Origin of the sequence: Sphingobium yanoikuyae (assembly GCF_034424525.1) — a bacterium.
Taxonomy (GTDB): Bacteria; Pseudomonadota; Alphaproteobacteria; order Sphingomonadales; family Sphingomonadaceae; genus Sphingobium; species Sphingobium yanoikuyae.
This window is the reverse complement of record NZ_CP139979.1, coordinates 2,782,676-2,800,892: the sequence shown is the minus strand read 5'-3', so window position 1 is coordinate 2,800,892 and position 18,217 is coordinate 2,782,676. Positions and strand designations below refer to the sequence as shown.

Sequence of the window (18,217 nt, the reverse complement as noted above, 5' to 3'; positions counted from 1 at the left end):
GCAGTTGTTTCCGTGATCGGGAGTTTGCCATGAAGACCGCCGCCCTGTTCCTTGCCCTGCCTCTGCTCGCTGCCGTGACGGCCTGTGCCGCGACCAGCCAGAGCGCGCCCGCCGCGCCGACCGCCAAGGCCAAGCTGGCCGCTGGCGATGGCAGCGCGCGCGGCACCGCCGTCGTGACCCAGGCGGGCGATGGCCTGCATGTCGTGGTCAAGGCGCAGGGGCTGACGCCGGGCATCCACGCGGTGCATATCCACACCACCGGCGTCTGCACCGGTCCGGATTTCACCAGCGCGGGTGGCCATTGGAACCCGACCAGCCATCAGCATGGCAAGGATAATCCGCAGGGCATGCATATGGGCGACATGCCCAACATGCAGGCCAAGCCGGACGGCAGCGGAGAGATCGAATATGTGGTGCCGGGCGGCGCGATCAGTGACGGCGCGACGCCGCTGCTGGATGCCGATGGCGCGGCCATCGTGATCCATGCCCAGGCCGACGACTACAAGAGCGACCCGACCGGCAATGCGGGCGGCCGCGTCGCCTGTGGTGTGCTGAGCGTTGGCTGAGGCATGATTTCCCCGGCGTCCGCGTCAATCGTCGCGGGCGCCGGGATGACCGTCTGCGCGATAGGTTTCGACCGCGTGATAGCTCGAGCCGGCATGGCCGAGCCGGCTTTCATAGAGGCTGAATTCGTCCACGGTGAAGGCGGGCGATGCAAGGCCGGCGTGCAGCGCCAGGAAAGGCGCGATATCGCCGCCGTGCCGGCTGAAGCGGGCGAGGGTGATGTGCGGCAGATAGGCGCGGGCTTCGGGCGCGCTGCCGGTCGATATGCAGGCGCGATCCACCTTGGCATGGAGATGGGCGAGCGGATCGCGCGGCTGCACCCCGGCCCATAAGGTGTCGACCACGCCGCGCCGTTCGAAATAGCCGGCGCCGGCGAGCGCGAGGGCGAACGGCTGGAAGCGGACGCCGGCGAGCGCATCGGCAATATCATCCGCCTGATGGCGATCCACTTGCCCGATGAAGCGCAGGGTCAGGTGCAACTGGCCATCATCCTGCCAACGCGCGCCGGGAACGCCGGCCATCTGGGCCAGAAGCTGGCTGCGGATCGTGGCAGGCGGACGGATGGCGACGAACAGGCGGTACATGGGCGGTAGATAGGGAGAAAGGGGGCTGGTGGATAGGGGCAGGGTGGCGCGGGGGCAATGCGGGCGTCGGGCTTTCAAGGCTGACGATCATTTGCGGCGGTAAGTTCCTCCCCTGCGAGGCTCCGCAGAGGCACGCAACTCTGCGGAAGGGACTATGAGGTGGTGGAGGCACGCGCCCTATAGAGAGGGGGAGATCCCTCCGTCTGGTCTACGGCCAGTTCAAGGGAGGCACGGGTCTCCCTTGAACTCCCCTTGCAGGGGAGGATGGTCTGAAAGCGACCAATTATTGCCGCTTATGGAGATTGCCGAAATGCATTAAAGCGGCCATCGAAACCTAGCTTGCCTATCAAAGCGAACAGGAAACTCGGTGGACGCATTGTCATTCAAGAATGCTCTTCGGAACGCGAAGCCTGCCGCAGAAGCCTTTGCCACCATCGGCCTCAGCAAGGACGAGGTTATTGATATTTCATCGTCTTTCGAAATGTTCGATCGAACGATGGCGCAATCTAATAATCTCCCAGACCCTACGTTGCGTGATTTGTTTGCGCGCTATGACGCCAGCAACACCGAAATAGGTATGGTCCGTTTCCGCGACCTTCCTGAGCCAGTGCAAAACGGTTTTATCATAGGTGATGTAGAAGCAGATTACCTAACTCTGGAGACCCCCTCCGGAGAACTGGTAGTGCGTGACCATGCTGACCCAGATCACCTGATATGGAAATGCGCGCGGAACGGAGCGAGTCTGCTCGCTGCCCTGTCCATAGCGGGAGAATATCTGGGCGCGTGCATGATCGTCGATCGAGCAGGCACAGCATTTCAACAAGAGGCTCTCAAAGACTGTGTGAAAGTTGCAGGAGGGCGAACATACGGCCGCTTTTACGAAATGCTATTAGGCGTCGGATAAGCCAATTGGTGTCCGATTTTGCCAACAGTCGGCTGAAAGCCGCCGTTCTGCTAACCACCCTTTAGTGCCGGTCCGCAGACCGAATTCGCGGGGGGTGGAAACCGAACGGGCAGCATTCGGGGGGGATCAGTTTTCGTCCCCCGCTTTCCTCCAACTACACAAGGGGCGGGGGGGGGGCATCTTTCTCCCTCTAAGGGAGAAGGAACGGCAAAAACGTGTCGAAACCTCGCCGGCCATTTTCGGCCCATCAGTCGGCGTCGTTTTCTGTAATCTGGAAGCTGCGGATGTGCAGTTTCTCGCCGGGGCGGCGGATGCGGGTGTGGCTTTTTTGCGGAAGTTCCAGGTCGGCTGTCAGCAAGAAGCGTTCGCGTTGCCACAGGCCCGGCGATCCGGCCGCCAGAGCGAGAGGCAAATAGCGGCGCTGGGCCAGCGCTTCGCCGACCAGGTCGGCCCAGGCTTCCGGGCTGACATGGCTGGTCGCTCGGCCTCTACCCACCTGCTCGATCGCGTCGATCCGGCCGTCGGGCGTGATGAGATAGCGAAACTCCGCCCAATGGCCCGATGGATTGGCGGGCAGAAGCGCATGTTTGCGCCGGTCGTCGGTCCACAGGACCAGGCTGTTACCCTGGGCTTCTATCCGCGGGCCGACCACCAGCAGGGGCGACGCGGAACGCAGGCCCGACAGGCGGCGCGTCAGTTCCTCCTCGGACAGGCCATTTTTCATCAGTTCCAGTTTCGCCAGCATGATTAGCGCAGCGTCCTGATAGGGGCGGATGGAAGGAACTGTCCGGCTTTTCAATGCGGCGTAGCGGCGTTGCGCCTCGTCATCATAGGCCGGGTCGACACTGGCTGCAGTCGCATAGGCGGTGAGGCCGCGAAACAGGGCGAACCCTTCCATCTCGGGCCAGCCCTGGGCGCTCGCTTCCTTGGCTACGCGGTCGTAAAAACCGGTGGCGCTGCGCATCTTGCCCTGACGCAGAAAGACGTCGCCAACGCGCATCCGCTGCATGGCGATGCGGCGATCATGCAGGGGCAGCCCGGCCTTGAGCGCGTCGAGCGCATCGATGGTGCCGGTGCGGCTATAGTCCGCCAGCCCCTTGTAGGACGCGACGTCGGCATCGAAGTCGAGCAGTTGGCCGACCTGAACCGGATAATCCCGCTGGTGGCGGTGGTTGCGGGCGCGGGCCTGACGCAGCGTATCGCGCGCGCCCTGATGATCGCCTGCCAGCAACTGATTTTCAGCGTGGACGGTGGCGGCCTCCATATCTTCGTCTGGAGGGCATGAGCGGGCGAGGCAGGCCGCCAGCGCCGCAGCGCTGGCATCGATGCGCACGCCGTCGACGATCAGCATGGTATCTTCGTTGTCGGCCGGCGATGGTGCAGGGGGCGTCGAAGGGCGAGAGACGGTCATGGATGCCATGATTGTCGGCCACTTGGAGGCGGGCGGGGCAGCGCCAGTGTGCGCGGCCATCATCATCGCGATCAGCATGGATCCTCCATCGGAGTGTCAGCGGCCGTCGGGGCGACTATGATCCTGCGCCGGGGCGACCGCAATCCGGAAATGCGATCTGGCCTGCCGCCTACGCGCTGCGGAAGCGCTGCTGGATCTTGCTGCGGTGGGTCTTTTCCATCACGAAGATGGTGTCGGCCCAGCGCAGCATCTCATCGTCCAGCGGCGTTTCCGCGTCATGGTTGGTGCCCGCCGACAGGGCTTCGATGCCGGGATGGTCGGCGAAAATCTGTTCGGCGGTGGGGCTGCGCAGCTTGTTCTGGCTGCAGACGAAGAGATAATGCCGGTCCCGCGCCTTCACTTGCCATAGCCGGTCATGGAGAAGGGGCGTGCCTTCACGCCGGTCGCCCATGTCTTGTTGGGGCTGGCCTGCATGGTGAAGCGCAGTTCGCCGCCAGCGCGGATTTCCGCGTCGGTGATATAGCCGCGCTCCAGCGGCTTGCCGTTCAGCGTCACCTGGCCGACATAGCGATTGGCGTCGGACAGGCCGTCGGCAATCACGGTGAAGCGCTGGCCATTCGGCAATGTCATGTCGGCGCGATCGACGAAGGGGCGGCCGATCACATATTCGTTGCTGCCCGGCGCCACGGGATAGAAGCCCAAGGCGGTGAAGACCAGCCAGGCGGACATCTGGCCCAGATCGTCATTGCCGGCGAGGCCATCGGGCGTGGGCTTATACTGGCTGTCGACGATCTGCTTGAGGCGTTCCTGCGTGCGCCAGGGCTGGCCGGCATAGCTGTAGAGATAGGCGACATGGTGGCTGGGTTCGTTGCCATGGATATATTGGCCGATCAGGCCGGATATATCCTCGGCATGGCTATAGTCGATCTTGCTATTGTCATAATCGAACATGGCGTCGAGCTTGGCGACGGTTTTCGTGTCGCCGCCCAGCAGGCGGAACAGGCCGCCCTGATCATGCGGCATGAACCAGCTATATTGCCAGGCATTGCCCTCCGTATAGTCGCTGCCATAGTTGATCGCGGTCGGATCGAAGGGAGTGCGGAAAGATCCGTCGGTCTTGCGCGCGCGCAGGAAGCCGGTCTTGGCATCGAAGCTGTTGCGCCAGTATTGGGCGCGCTTCTCGAAGCGCTCTGCCGTGGCGGTGTCGCCCAGCTGGCGGGCGAGGCGGGCGATGGTCCAGTCGTCATAGGCATATTCGACCGTCTTGGACGCGGCTTCGGGTTCGTGGTCGATGGGGACATAGCCGAGCTTCATATAGTCGCCGAGGCCGCCATAGGGGGCATAGTCGGCGCTGGCGACCATGGCTTTGAGCGCTGCGGCGCAGTCGATGCCCCTGATCCCTTTCAGGCAGGCGTCGGCAATGACGGGGACGGCATGATAGCCGATCATCGTCCAGGTCTCCTTGCCGCCGAACTGCCAGACAGGGAGGATGCCGAAGGGGCTGGTCTTTTGCCCCGCGACCAGCGAGTTCACGAAATCGGCATTCTTCGCTTCGGGCTGGATCAGCGTCAGCAGCGGATGTTCGGCGCGGAACGTGTCCCACAGCGAGAAGGTCGAATGCATGGTGAAGCCCCGGCCATCCAGCATCCCGGCATGGACCTGATCGTCCGGCCCGCGCCAACGGCCGTCGGCGTCGCTCCAGACGCTGGGCGCCATCAGACTGTGATAGAGGGCGGTATAGACATTGGTGCGCATCGGCTTGGGCGCATCGATCTTCACCGCGCCCAGCGCATCGTTCCAGGCGGTGCGGGTCTTCGCGCGGATCGCGTCGAAATCGCCCGGCTCGCTGGCAAGGTTGGCGATCGCGCCATCCTCGTCCACGCCCGATAGCGCGACCTTCGCCTCCAGCGGTTTCGTCAGCGTGCCGAAGTCGAACTGCGCCACCAGCGCGCGGCCGGAAAGGGAGTCCAGCGTCTCTGGGCCGCGACCGGGGCCCTTGAAGCCCTTGTAGAGAATATCCTTCTCGGTGCTGACGAAGCGGTGGCCGGTCAGCGGCGCGGAAAAGCGGATGGCGAAGAAGATGCGGCGCGGCGTGGCCCAGCCGCGCACCTCGCGCGATCCGGTAATCGTGCCGTCGGGGCGGATGCGGATGGAGGACCAGAGGATCTTGCCGGGATAATCATAGATGATCGAGCGCAGGTCGAGTAGCAGATGCGCCGCCTTGCCGGTGGGGAAGGCATAGCGGTGGACGCCGACGCGGGTGCCGGCCGTCATTTCCGCGCGCACGCCCGGATCGGTCAGGGTGACGGCATAATAGCCGGCCGAGGCGACCTCATCGGCCTTGTGCGAGCGGAAGCCCGGCGTCTTGTCGTCGCCGGCCTCCAGCGGGACGCTGTCGCCGCTGACCGGCATCACCAGGAAATCGCCCAGGTCGCTATGGCCCGCACCCGAGAAATGGGTGTGGGAGAAGCCAAGGATCACCGGGTCTTCGTGGCGATAGCCGGCGGCCCAGTTATAGGTCTGGCGGGCCGGGCCGACATGGGTGTCGGGCGAGAGCTGGACCATGCCGAAGGGGGCGACGGCGCCGGGGAAGGTATGGCCTTCGCCCGAGGTGCCGATGAAGGGATCGACCGCATCGACCGGCGCGGAAGGCGCTTCGCTGGTCTGGGCGGAAAGAGCGGTGCCGGCGATCAGGGCGGCCAGCAGGACGGGGCGGGCGATGCGGGTCAGGATCATGGCGCTGGGTTAAATCATGGCCGGGCGGCCGGGCCAAGCCGATAGCGGCAATTTTCTGTCCCCAAGAAAGGCTGGGCTGGCGTCGGCGGGTTTGGCTGGCTAGCTATCGGAGGTAATGAAAAGAGCGTTGATCGTCCGACATGTGCCGCGCGAGGGTGCGGCAGGTTATCTCCAGCCGATCGAGGCGGCCGGCTATCAGATCGAGCGGATCGATGTGGCGAGCCCCGATTTCGCCGATATCGACCTGACCGAGCCCGATCTGCTCATCATGATGGGCGGGCCGATGGGCGTCTATGAACAGGATGTGCATCCCTGGATCCCGGTGCAGATCGGCAAGCTTTCCGCGCGGCTGGCGGCGGACCGGCCGACGCTGGGCGTGTGCCTGGGCAGCCAGATGATCGCGGCGGCGCTGGGCGCGCAGGTCTATCCGGGCGGGCATATGGAACTGGGCTTTGCGCCGGTCAGCGTCAACGCGGCGGGGGCGGGTTCGCCGCTGCGCCATATCGACGGCGTGCCGGTGCTGCACTGGCATAGCGACACGTTCGACCTGCCCGATCAGGTCGAACTGCTGGGGTCGACCGATCGCTATGCGCATCAGGCGTTCCGGCGCGGCGCCAATCTGCTGGCGCTGCAATTCCACGCCGAAATGGGCGAGGATCCGCGTTTCGAGGACTGGCTGACCCATTTCTGGGCCGATCTGGACGTGGCCGGAAAATGCGGCATCGCGCTGCGTCAGGATCATGACGATCATGGGCCGGGCGCGGTGGCGGCGGGTCGGGCGATGATCGGCGAATGGCTGGCGGGGATCAGGGCGTGAGGGGCTGACCTCCGTTGGTTGCGAGAGGGCGCCTGATTGGGCGGAGTGGACAAGTTCGGATTGTATGGAACGACCAGAAGCGGACGTTTTTTACTCCCCTCCCTTCCAGGGAGGGGGTGGGGGCGCCGCGTAGCGGCGGTCTACCGTCGATAGGGCAGAAGCTCGCTGCGCTCGCAACCCACCCCAACTCCTCCCTGGAAGGGAGAGGCCATGCCTTGTTTCCACCCCATTTTGTCGTCCTCCGCGCAGGCGGGGATCCATCTCCCGGCCTGGCCGCCCGACGCATCGTTGGGAGATGGGTTCCCGCTTTCGCGGGAATGACGAACGAAAAGGGGCCATTCCCCGGCAATCTTGGCCATTCGGGGGGCGCACTCGTCCAGGCCGCTTGGCTCTAGATGTCTCGACAGGCTCGGAACGAACGGCTGTTGCTATTTTTGTCGCCTTCCTATTAACTCCGACAAATGATGAGGATGACATGGAAGGCCAGCCGCCGCGATATGCTCGCAGGTGGCGTGGCGGGGCTTGCGGCTGCTGGCGCAGTGCGGGCGGGGGCAGTTCCGGCGGAAGCGGGAAAAGCGATGCTGGCGCCGCGTCCGCCGATGGGATGGAATAGCTGGAACAGCTTTGCCACCACCATCACCGAGGCGCAGGCGCGCGAGACCGCCGGGATCATGGCGGAAAAGCTGCTGCCCTTTGGCTATGACATCTTCACCGTGGACATTCAGTGGTATGAGCCCGAGGCGTCGAGCTATACCTATAACGCCAAGCCCAGGCCGGCGATGGACGGCTATGGCCGGATGATCCCGGCGCCCAATCGCTTTCCCTCCAGCGCCGGCGGCAAGGGCTTCACCCAGCTTGCCAAGGATGTGCATGCGCTGGGCATGAAATTCGGCATCCATGTGATGCGCGGCATCCCGCGCGCGGCGGTGGAACAGAATTTGCCGATATTGGGGACGAAATATCGTGCGGCGGACATTGCCGACAGGAGGAGCATCTGTAGCTGGAACCCGGACATGTATGGCGTCGACATGACGCGGCCGGGCGCGCAGGCCTATTATGACAGCATCTTCCGCCTCTATGCCGACTGGGGCGTCGATTTCGTCAAGATGGACGATATGAGCCGGCCCTATGACGCCCATGCGGCGGAGATCGAGGCGGCGCACAAGGCCATCGTTGCCACCGGGCGGCCGATCATTCTGAGCCTCTCGCCCGGCGAGACGCCGGTGGTCCGGGGCGATCATGTCCGCAAATATGCGCAGATGTGGCGCATCTCCGACGATTTCTGGGATGACTGGGCGATGCTGGAGGCGCAATTCACCCGGCTGGAAAACTGGACGCCCTATCGTGGGCCGGGATCATGGCCGGATGCGGACATGCTGCCGCTGGGGCGGCTGGCGCTGGGCGAGCGGGATACGCGCTTCACCCCGGACGAGCAGCGGACGCTGATGACCCTGTGGGCGATCGCGCGGTCGCCGCTGATCATGGGCGGCGACTTGCGGCATCTGGATGCGGCGACGCTGGCGCTGCTGACCAACAAGGAGGTGATCGCGGTCAATCAGGCGAGTTACGACAATCAGCCTCATTTCATGGAGGATGGTGCGCGTATCTGGTCTGCCCGTGCCCAGGGGAGCAAAGACCGCTATGTCGCCCTATTCAACACGGGCGAAAAGACGCGCGGTGTGGAAATCAGCTTGAGCCAGTTGGGGATCACAGGGGCGACCAAGATGCGCGATCTCTGGCAGGGCTTGGTGATGAAGCTGGAAGGCGACCGAGTCGCCGCGATCCTGCCGCCGCATGGGGCGGGGCTGTATCGGTTGAGTGCTGCATAAGTGGCTCCCCTCCCTTTCAAGGGAGGGGATCAAGGGGTGGGTAGCGAACGAAGTGAGCCTCCTGCGGAGGCACCCACCCCTTAAACGGAGACACGTGTCTCCGTTTAACCCTCCCTTGAAAGGGAGGGGAGGATGTTGCGTTACTTTCGGACCGCCGCGCTCTTGTCGCGGATGGCCTTGAATTCGGAGCCGGCCTTCCATTCGGGCCAGCGGGCCGAAAAGGCGAGGTCGCGGCCGATGTCATACATCAGGTCGACATCCTGCGCGGCGCCGTCCAGCTTCCATGTATCGTCGACCGCGTCGCAGGCCTGGTGATAGCATTTGCCGGTATAGGCATCGATCCAGGCCTGGCCGGCGGCGCGGCCGCCGTCGACCATGTCGGATGCGCCAGCGAGGCCCATCATCAGCAGCACGGGCACGCCGCGCTTGGCCATGGAGAAATGGTCGGCGCGGTAGAAGAGGCCGCGTTCGGGCAGGCTTTCCTGGGTGATGACGCGGCCCTGCTTGGCCGCGAACTTGGCGAGATCGTCCTCGAGGACGTTCTGGCCCTTGCCGATCAGGATCACGTCCTTGGCCTTGCCGGCGGTCTGGAGCACGTCGATGGTGAGGTTCGCGACCGTCTTGTCGAGCGGGTAGACCGGGTTCTGGGCATAAAATTCCGACCCCAGCAGGCCGCGCTCCTCCGCCGTCCAGGCGGCGAAGACGATCGAGCGATCGGGAGCGGGGCCGGCCTTGAAGATGCGGGCAATCTCGAACAGGCCGGCCATGCCCAGCGCGTCGTCATTGGCGCCCGCACGATAGATGCGGCCCTGCGCGTCGGGCGCACCCTTGCCATAGGCGTCCCAATGGGCGCCATACATGACCGTTTCGTCCGGGCGCTTGGCACCGGGGATGCGGGCGATGACATTGGCGCTCTTGACCACTTCCTGGGTCACCGGGAAGGCGGCGGAGAAGCTGGCACCCTTGAGTTCGACCGGCTTGAATTTCGCCGAGCGGGCTTGCTTGCGCAGAGCGGCCAGATCCTGACCGGCGCCGGCGAACAGGGCCTTTGCCGCCTCGCCCTCGACCCAGCCCTGCACCTGCAGGCTGGTCAGCTTGTTGGCCGGGCGGACGAGGTCGTAATTCTCGCCGCCGGGGCTGACGACGACGTTCCAGCCATAGCCCGCGCCCGGCGTGTCATGGACGATCAGCGCGCCGATCGCGCCGTGGCGGGCGGCTTCCTCGAACTTGTAGGTCCAGCGGCCATAATAGGTCATGGTCTTGCCGCCGAACTTGCCGAACGGGTCTTCGCCCTTGGCGGCTTCAAAGTCCGGGTCGTTGATCAGGAAGACGGCGATCTTGCCCTTGAGGTCCACGCCCTTGAAATCGTCCCAGCCGCGTTCCGGGGCGGAGACGCCATAGCCGACAAAGACCATCGGCGCGTTGGCAACGGCGACCTTGTCCTTGGGCTGAAGGGTGGAGAGATAAACCTGCTTGCCGAAGGTCCAGGGGGTGGCGGCGCCATTTTGCGCGACCGACAGGCTTTCCGATTGGCCAAGGCGGGTATGGAGCAGCGGCACGGTCTGTACCCACTGACCGTCCGGACCGCCCGGTTCCAGCCCCAGTTGCTCGAAGCGGGCGACGAGATAGCCGATCGTGCGCTCCTCCCCGACGGTGCCGGGCGCGCGCCCCTCGAACAGGTCGGACGCCATGGTGCGGACCGACTGTTCCAGCTTGGCTGGATCGGTTTTCGCCGGGTCGGTCTGGGCATTGGCGGGGAAGGACAGGGTGGCAAGGCCAAGGGCCAGGAGGGGGAGGGCGTGTTTCATCCCCGTGCCTTAACCCCCGCACAGGGCGGGGGAAAGGGCCGTTTCAGAACTCGATGTCCAGTTCCTCGATATCATCGGGTTCGGCGCGGGCGGCGTCGATCCATTCGCGCATCAGCGGCCAGCCGTTGATGGTGTCGCAATAGGCCGCCGACCTGGGTGAGAGTGGCACGGCATAGGTGAGGAAGCGCTGCGCCACCGGTGCGAACATGGCGTCGGCCACGGTGGGCTTTTCGCCGAACAGCCAGGGGCCGCCATAGGCGTCCAGGCATTCGGTCCAGATCGTCTCGATCCGCTCGATATCGGGCTTGGCGCCCGAGAAGATCGGGAAGCGGTCATGGCGAACCTTGAGGTTCATCGGCAGGGCAGAGCGCAGATTGGCGAAGCCCGAATGAATTTCGCCCGAGACCGACCGGCAATGGGCGCGGATGATGCGTTCGGCCGGATACATGCCGACCTGGGGATAGAGTTCGTGCAGATATTCCGCGATTGCGAGCGTGTCCCAGACGCTCGCCCCTTCATGGGTGAGGCGCGGCACCAGCACCGATGGCGACAAGAGCAACAGTTCGGCGCGATTTTCCGGATCATCGATGGCGATGATCCTTTCCTCCACCTTCAGCCCGGCGAGCCGGCACAAGAGCCAGCCGCGCAGCGACCAGGAGGAATAGTTCTTGCTGGATAGAGTGAGTTCCGCGACGGCCATCCATGCTCTCCCGATACACGGTTCCCGGCCCCCAAACGCAAAATCGCAGGGGCGGTTCCCTGGCAGACATGCCGAATGTTATTTTCCATCATTCATGATGCAGTGCAACATGAAAAGCATGTATAGCGTTTAAGGGAAGAACCGAGTCGTCTCCCCCAGGTTGAACAAGGTTGTTTTGGTAATATGCGAATGCTTTACGACGGTTACCAGGCCATGGAAGACATGCTGGCCCCGGCCCGCTTCGGGGCGCAGATGGCGCTGGCGATGCGCGACCATATGGGTCCGGTCGCCGACTGGCCGATGCCGCGCCGCATGTTCGCGCTGATGGACGTGTTCCAGGGCGCGCGTATGACCCACAAGCGCCCCGCCTATGGCATTGACCGCGTCCAGACCGGCAATGCCGAGGTCGAGGTGCGCGAGGAGATCGTGCTCGACCTGCCGTTCGGCGACCTGCTGCATTTCGTGAAGGACGATGTCGAGACCGCCCAGCCCAAGGTGCTGGTGGTGGCGCCGATGTCCGGCCATTTCGCCACCCTGCTGCGCAGCACGGTGGCGACGCTGTTGCAGGACCATGACGTCTATATCACCGACTGGAAGAATGCCCGCGATGTGCCGATGGAAGCGGGGCGCTTCGGTTTCGACGAATATGTCGATTATGTGATCCAGTTCCTGCAGGATATCGGACTCGGCGCCCATCTGGTGTCGGTGTGCCAGCCCTGCGTGCCGGCGCTGGCCGCGGTGGCGCTGATGTCCGATGATGAGGACGCGGCGACGCCCAAGTCTATGACATTGATGGGCGGGCCGATCGATCCGCGCGCGGCGCCGACGGTGGTCAACGAACTGGCGAACGAGAAGCCGATCGAATGGTTCGAGGAGAATCTGATCTCCACCGTGCCGTTCCGCTATGCCGGGCGCGGGCGCGAGGTCTATCCCGGCTTCCTGCAACTGTCCGCCTTCATGTCGATGAACATGGAGAGGCACGGGTCGCAGCATCGCGAACTGTATCAGCTGCTGGCCGACGGCAAGACGATCGAGGCGGACAAGATCAAGACCTTCTACCAGGAATATTTCGCGGTCCTCGACATGACCAAGGAATTCTACCTGGAAACGGTCGACATGGTGTTCCAGCGCATGCTGCTGGCCAAGGGGGAATTGACGGTCCATGGCCGGGCGGTGAACCCCGGCGCCATCCGCAAGACCGCGCTGCTGACGGTCGAGGGCGAAAAGGACGATGTCTGCGCGGTTGGCCAGACGTCGGCCGCCCATGGCCTCTGCACCGGTCTGCGGCCGCATCTGAAGCGCCATCATCTGCAGCCGGGCGTGGGCCATTATGGCGTCTTTTCCGGCAGCAAATGGGAAAAGCAGGTCTATCCCCAGGTGCGCAACATGATCCTGGCGATGAACTGATCCTCCCTGCTTGCGGGGAGGGGGACCGCGCCCGGAGGGCGTGGTGGAGGGGGTAGCCCTCATGACTATCAAGCCGAATTGGCAAACCGAATTGGCAAGCCGAATTGGCAAACCGAATTGGGAAAGGGCGCGCCAACTGGCACGCCCCCTCCACCACCGCCGTTGGCGGTGGTCCCCCTCCCCGCAAGCGGGGAGGAATCAGGCGGCTGCGCGATTGAGATAGGGCAGGCGGCTGGCGAGCGCCGGCGGCAGGCCGTTGACGATCGCGGCGCGGGCACGGTGCCAGAAAGCGGAGAGCAGCAGCAGCGTGCCGCCGATCACCAGCGCGGTGAGCGCGGCGGACAGTTCGACCGCGCCGACCTTCTGGAACAGGCTGTAGAGCGCATAGAGGACATAGGCGAGGCTGGAGACCAGCAGTGCGCGGCGGTCGATCGCCAGCGCCACCAGGCCGAAGGCGAGATAGAGCAGGATCACCAGGAAGGCCTGTCCCGCATCGACCAGCCCATGGGTGATGCCCAGCAACTGGAACAGCGAATGGGCGATCATCGGCGCAGCGGTCAGGTGCAGCCAGAAGGCGACGTCGGAGCGGCGGCTGGTACGGCCCGGATCGCTCATGTCCCAGCGCATGGCGAGGGTGAAGATGGCAAGGCCCGCGACCAGCAGCAGGATGAAGGGCAGGGTGTGGCTGAACGGGATCAGCCACATGGCCAGGCCGCCAACGATCGCGGCCGCGCCGGCAGCACCGGCGGCGACGGTGATCGGTACCATGAAGCGGCGCCAGTGGAACCAGGCGGCGATCGCGGCGCTGAGGCCGGCGAGCGAGGCGACCAGACCCGCGCCGTCATTCTGCGCGTCCGGGATCATTGGTCCGATCAGCAGTGCGGCGGCGAAGGCGATGCCGCCGACAAAGGCGAGCAGCAGCAGGATCGAGGGGAGCGCCATGCGCAGGCGGCGCGTGAAATATTCAGCGAGGCCCCAGGCGGTGCCAGCGACGAACAGGCCGGAGACGAAGGAGGGCTGGTGCGGGGTGGTGATGCCAAGGTGGATCTCGTTGCCGAGTCCCGCGACCGCGACCAGCAGGATCACCGAGGCGATGGCGACGAAAATATCGTTGAAGCCGGTCAGCAGGCGAAAATGTTCCTCATCCACCGAACTGGCGCGCAGCCGGGCGACATGGTCGCGCAGCGCCTGGGCGCTGGCGGGCGTCAGCGCGCCGGCCGCTACGGCATCTTGCAGATCGCTCTCGCTATACATTCTGGGGCACTCCTTGTCGGGCCTGGATCGGGATCATAGCATCACTGTATTGCTTGAGCAATACGGTTGATTTTGGCCTTTTTCCGGGCGCGGAGCGATGATAGCGCGGTTCGGACAGATAAAGGAGAGACCCTGATCATGACCCTGCCGGCTTCGCTTCAAGGCCGTTTGTCCCTGCCGCTGATCGGGTCGCCGATGTTCATCATCTCGCAGCCGGAACTGGTGATCGCCCAGTGCCGTGCCGGCATCGTCGGCGCCTTTCCATCGCTCAATGCGCGTCCGTCCGGCACGTTCGAGGCCTGGTTGCAGCAACTGGGCGCGGAACTGACCGATCAGGATGCGCCCTTTGCCGTCAACCTGATCGTCCACCGCACCAATGCGCGGCTGGAAGAGGATCTGGCGCTGTGCGTCAAATATAAGGTGCCGATCGTCATCACCTCGCTGGGCGCGCAGGAGAAGGTGAATGAGGCGATCCACAGCTATGGCGGCATCGTGCTGCACGACGTCATCAACAATGTCTTTGCCAGGAAGGCGATCGAGAAGGGCGCCGATGGCCTGATCGCGGTGGCGGCGGGAGCGGGCGGTCATGCCGGTACGCTGTCGCCCTTTGCCCTGGTCCAGGAAATCCGCGAATGGTTCGACGGGCTGCTGGCGCTGTCGGGCGCGATCGCGACCGGTCGGTCGATCGCGGCGGCGCGGATGATGGGCGCGGACCTTGGCTATATGGGGTCGCCCTTCATCGCCACGACCGAGGCGAATGCGCTCGACGCCTACAAGGACATGATCGTCGACAGCGCATCGGCCGACATCGTCTATTCCGACGTCTTCACCGGAGTGCTGGGCAATTATCTGCGTCCCAGCATCGTCGCGTCGGGGCTGGACCCTGACAAGTTGCCCAAGGCGGCAGACATGGATTTCGCGAGCCTCGCCGGCGACAAGAAGGCGTGGCGCGACGTGTGGGGCGCGGGCCAGGGCATTGGCGCGATCAAGGCGGTGCAGCCGGCGGGCGCCTTCATCGCCCAGCTGAAGGCGGAATATCAGGCGGCGGTTTCGGGCTTCATTGCCTGAGCGTTTGCCTGGAAAAAGCGCTTATGGCGCATCCGCACCAGCCCGCGCCCCCACCCGACCACCCATCAGGGTACCATGTCTGGGCGGTCGGGTGGGGGCACGGGCTGGTGCCGCATCGAAAATGCGCTCTTCCGTGCATTTTCCAGGCAGGCCCTGAGGGCGCGCCTCATTCCGCCAGGAAGACGCGCAGTTCCTTGATGAACATCTCGAACTGGTCGTGATGCAGCCAGTGGCCGGCATGGGGAAATTCCACCAGCCGGGCCTGCTGGAAATGGGCGATGCGGCCATCCTTGATCGGGTTTGACGCCCAGCTGTCGAGGCCGAGGCACAGCAGCGTCGGGCAGGTGATGCGGCGCCAGAAGTCGGGCAGATTTTCGTCGGTGCCGGCCTGGGGCGCGGCGCCGTGCAGATAGGGATCGAACTTCCAGCTATAGCTGCCATCCTCGTTCCGGTTCACGCCATGCAGGGTGAGGTGCAGCGCCTGTTCGACCGACAGATGGTCGTTGCGTTCGCGCATGCGGGCGACCGCGGCCTCGATCGTGGCATAATGGCGTGGTGAGCGGCGGGCATTGGTGCGGCGGGTGTCGATCCAGCCCTTCCATGTCTCTTCGGTACTGCGTTTGGCCTGTTCGGCGATGCGGTCGGGCGACAGGCCCAGCCCCTCGATCGCGACCACGCGCGCGACGCTTTCGGGATAGAGGCCGGTATAGCGCAGGCTGATCGATCCGCCGAGCGAATGGCCGACGATGGTGACCGGCCGGCGATCGAGCAATTCGACCAGCTGGGCCAGGTCATAGACATAATTGGCCATCATGTAGGAGCCGTCCGACGACCAGCCGCTGTCTCCATGGCCGCGCAGGTCGGGGCAGATGACATGATAGTCGCGGGCGAGCGAACGCGCGGTCCAGTCCCAGCTGCGTGCATGGTCGAAACCGCCATGGACCAGGATCAGCGGCGGCGCCGACGGATTGCCCCAGTCGAGATAGTGAAGCCGCGTCCGCAAGGATGTGAAGAAATGCGATGTCGGCGTCGGCTGTGTGGCTTTGTTCATGCGATCCTGTGGAGTTGCTGGCGGTCAGGATGCAATTGCCATCGGCCATGCGCATGACGATGGCAAGACATAAGGCCAAGAAAATATGTGAAATTCTGTCACATATTGTCGGGTAAGACTTTAGGGGTGGCTATCCGTGCCGATCGGAACCAGTCGGCGGAGAGCGCTGTCGTGGCGGATGCGATGGACCATCATCGCCAGTTCCGCCTGGCGGAATGGCTTGTCGAGGCGCAGGCGACGGCTGGCATCGGCGGGCAGCTCGGCATAGCCGGTGATGATGAGCACGGGCAGGTCGGGATAGGCCTGCTCGATCGCGTCGGCCAGTTGTGCGCCGGTCATGCCGGGCATGGCATGATCGGTCACGACCAGGTCGATGCGCCCCTGCTCCAGCATGTGCAACGCTTCCCGCCCCGATCCGGCCTGGAACACGGTATGGCCCATCGTTTCGAGCATGCCGGCGGTATTGGTCAGCACCAGATCGTCATCATCGACCGCCAGGATGACCAGCGGTTCGGTTTCCAGCTCGTCCGGTTCGCACGGAATGGCCGTCCGCTCGTTGCTGGCGTCGGTCAGGGCGACGGGTAGCCAGATGGACACGCTGGTCCCCTTGCCGGGCTGGCTGGCGATCGTCATCGCGCCACCGCATTGCTGGGTGAAGCCGTGGATCATCGACAGGCCAAGGCCGGTTCCCTTGCCCACCCCCTTGGTGGTGAAGAAGGGTTCGCGGGCGCGGGCCAGCGTCGCCTCGTCCATGCCTTCGCCTTCGTCCGTCACGGTCAGGCGGATGAAGCTGCCGGCGGCGAGATCGGGCTGGTCGCCCAGCGCCAGGGTGATTTCGCTGCCCTCGATCAACAGGCGGCCCCCGTCGGGCATGGCGTCGCGCGCATTGACCGCCAGATTGATCAGCGCCAGCTCCAGTTGGGCCGGGTCGGCATGAGCCGGCCGCAGCGACAGCGGGAAGCGCGTCTCGATCGCGACGCTGCTGCCGATCGTGGTCTTGAGCAGATCGGCCATGCCATGGATCAGGCCGATGCAGTCGACCTGTTCCAGCTTGAGTTCCTGCTTGCGGGCAAAGGCGAGCATCCGCTGGGTCAGGGTGGCGCCGCGATCGGCGGCGGTCATGGCATTGTCGAGATAGCGGCTGATGTCGGCGCCGGCCGCAAGTCGCTGCCGCGCGAGATCGAGGCTGCCGACGATCACGGCCAGAAGATTGTTGAAGTCATGGGCGACACCGCCGGTCAGCTTGCCGATGGCGTCCATCTTCTGGCTCTGGAAGATCGCCTCGCGCGCCTGCTCCAGCGCCTGGGCCGCCTGGCGTCGTTCGGTGAGGTCGCGGGTGATCTTGGCAAAGCCCAGCAGTTCGCCGGCCGGATCGCGGATCGGATCGATCACGACGCTGGCCCAGAAACGGGTGCCATCCTTGCGGATGCGCCAGCCCTCCGCCTCGAACCGGCCTTCGCGCTGGGCGGTGTCGAGGGCGCGGGAGGGGAGGCCGGCCATCCGGTCTTCCTCCGAATAGAAGTGGGCGAAATTCTGGCCCATAATCTCTTCGGCGCTATAGCCCTTGAACCGTTCTGCCCCGCTGTTCCAGCTGGTGATCGTGCCGACCGGGTCGATCATGTAGATGGCATAGTCGGTGACGCTCTGCACCAGCAGGCGGAAGCGTTCCTCGCTGCGGCGCAATTCCTCCTGCGCGGCGCGGCGTTCTGTCAGGTCGCGGGTAACCTTGGCAAAGCCGAGCAGATGGCCGGCGGGGTCGCGGATCGGATCGATCACCACATTGGCCCAGAAGCAGGTGCCATCCTTGCGCAGGCGCCAGCCTTCCGCCTCGAACCGCCCTTCGACTTCGGCGGTGCGCAGGACGGCGGCGGGCACATGGGCGGCGCGGTCCTCCTCCGTATAGAAAGCGGAGAAGTGCTGGCCGATAATCTCGTCGGCGCTGTAACCCTTGATGCGCTGCGCCCCGCTATTCCAGCTGACGACGAAGCCGGCCGGATCGAGCATGAAGATCGCATAGTCGGTGACGCTCTGGACCAGCAATTCGAACCGGTTGACCGGCTGTCCTGTCTCTGTCGTCCCCATTT

General features: G+C 64.5%; 15 protein-coding genes. 6 read left to right on the top strand and 9 right to left on the bottom strand.

Features of this window, described 5'->3' with window-relative positions; translation table 11 throughout:
- Window positions 1-29: 29 nt before the first annotated feature.
- A complete protein-coding gene (locus tag U0025_RS12850) occupies window positions 30-566 on the top strand; it encodes a superoxide dismutase family protein (RefSeq protein ID WP_004207790.1) in 537 nt (178 codons plus the stop codon).
- Between the two features lie 24 nt (window positions 567-590).
- Here the strand turns inward: U0025_RS12850 and thpR are convergent, their stop codons facing one another.
- Window positions 591-1,148 carry an RNA 2',3'-cyclic phosphodiesterase gene (gene thpR, locus U0025_RS12845; protein WP_004207789.1) on the bottom strand — a complete coding sequence of 186 codons (558 nt, stop codon included), beginning with the start codon at window positions 1,146-1,148 and terminating at the stop codon, window positions 591-593.
- A 367-nt stretch (window positions 1,149-1,515) separates the two neighbouring features.
- On the opposite strand from thpR, the gene U0025_RS12840 reads away from it, so the two are divergent.
- A complete protein-coding gene (locus U0025_RS12840) occupies window positions 1,516-2,052 on the top strand; it encodes a hypothetical protein (RefSeq protein WP_037490311.1) in 537 nt (178 codons plus the stop codon).
- Between the two features lie 247 nt (window positions 2,053-2,299).
- On the opposite strand, the gene U0025_RS12835 is transcribed toward U0025_RS12840, so the two are convergent.
- From U0025_RS12835 to U0025_RS12825, 3 genes are all read right to left on the bottom strand, one after another.
- Window positions 2,300-3,541: a hypothetical protein gene (locus U0025_RS12835; protein WP_004207788.1), complete on the bottom strand. Its 1,242-nt coding sequence runs from the start codon at window positions 3,539-3,541 to the stop codon at window positions 2,300-2,302.
- Between the two features lie 91 nt (window positions 3,542-3,632).
- Entirely contained in the window at window positions 3,633-3,863 is a 231-nt protein-coding gene (locus tag U0025_RS12830; protein WP_037491666.1) for a phosphotyrosine protein phosphatase, read from the bottom strand.
- Window positions 3,860-6,199, bottom strand: coding sequence for a GH92 family glycosyl hydrolase (locus tag U0025_RS12825; RefSeq protein WP_004207786.1), 2,340 nt, complete (start codon window positions 6,197-6,199; stop codon window positions 3,860-3,862). The genes U0025_RS12830 and U0025_RS12825 overlap by 4 nt, the downstream gene beginning before the upstream one ends.
- Before the next feature lie 115 nt (window positions 6,200-6,314).
- Here U0025_RS12825 and U0025_RS12820 point away from each other — a divergent pair, with 115 nt between their 5' ends.
- Together U0025_RS12820 and U0025_RS12815 are read left to right on the top strand one after the other, a co-directional pair.
- Window positions 6,315-7,016, top strand: a complete 702-nt coding sequence (locus U0025_RS12820; protein WP_004207785.1) for a glutamine amidotransferase — start codon at window positions 6,315-6,317, stop codon at window positions 7,014-7,016.
- Between the two features lie 470 nt (window positions 7,017-7,486).
- A complete protein-coding gene (locus U0025_RS12815; RefSeq protein ID WP_037490309.1) occupies window positions 7,487-8,845 on the top strand; it encodes a glycoside hydrolase family 27 protein in 1,359 nt (452 codons plus the stop codon).
- Window positions 8,846-8,985: 140 nt separating this feature from the next.
- Here U0025_RS12815 and U0025_RS12810 read toward each other — a convergent pair whose 3' ends face one another.
- Complete coding sequence (locus U0025_RS12810; protein WP_004207783.1) at window positions 8,986-10,653, bottom strand: M28 family metallopeptidase; 1,668 nt, start codon at window positions 10,651-10,653, stop codon at window positions 8,986-8,988.
- A gap of 43 nt (window positions 10,654-10,696) precedes the next feature.
- Window positions 10,697-11,353 (bottom strand): glutathione S-transferase, encoded by a 657-nt coding sequence (locus U0025_RS12805; RefSeq protein WP_004207782.1) that lies wholly within the window; start codon window positions 11,351-11,353, stop codon window positions 10,697-10,699.
- A 183-nt stretch (window positions 11,354-11,536) separates the two neighbouring features.
- Here U0025_RS12805 and U0025_RS12800 point away from each other — a divergent pair, with 183 nt between their 5' ends.
- Window positions 11,537-12,760, top strand: a complete 1,224-nt coding sequence (locus U0025_RS12800) for a polyhydroxyalkanoate depolymerase (RefSeq protein ID WP_004207781.1) — start codon at window positions 11,537-11,539, stop codon at window positions 12,758-12,760.
- 198 nt (window positions 12,761-12,958) lie between these two features.
- Here U0025_RS12800 and U0025_RS12795 read toward each other — a convergent pair whose 3' ends face one another.
- On the bottom strand, window positions 12,959-14,014 hold the full coding sequence (locus tag U0025_RS12795) for a hypothetical protein (protein ID WP_004207780.1): 1,056 nt from the start codon (window positions 14,012-14,014) through the stop codon (window positions 12,959-12,961).
- A gap of 138 nt (window positions 14,015-14,152) precedes the next feature.
- Here U0025_RS12795 and U0025_RS12790 point away from each other — a divergent pair, with 138 nt between their 5' ends.
- Window positions 14,153-15,082: an NAD(P)H-dependent flavin oxidoreductase gene (locus U0025_RS12790; protein ID WP_004207779.1), complete on the top strand. Its 930-nt coding sequence runs from the start codon at window positions 14,153-14,155 to the stop codon at window positions 15,080-15,082.
- A 166-nt stretch (window positions 15,083-15,248) separates the two neighbouring features.
- On the opposite strand, the gene U0025_RS12785 is transcribed toward U0025_RS12790, so the two are convergent.
- Together U0025_RS12785 and U0025_RS12780 are read right to left on the bottom strand one after the other, a co-directional pair.
- Complete coding sequence (locus U0025_RS12785) at window positions 15,249-16,133, bottom strand: alpha/beta fold hydrolase (RefSeq protein ID WP_004207778.1); 885 nt, start codon at window positions 16,131-16,133, stop codon at window positions 15,249-15,251.
- 120 nt (window positions 16,134-16,253) lie between these two features.
- Window positions 16,254-18,215: a hybrid sensor histidine kinase/response regulator gene (locus U0025_RS12780; protein ID WP_037490307.1), complete on the bottom strand. Its 1,962-nt coding sequence runs from the start codon at window positions 18,213-18,215 to the stop codon at window positions 16,254-16,256.
- Between the last annotated feature and the right edge of the window lie 2 nt (window positions 18,216-18,217).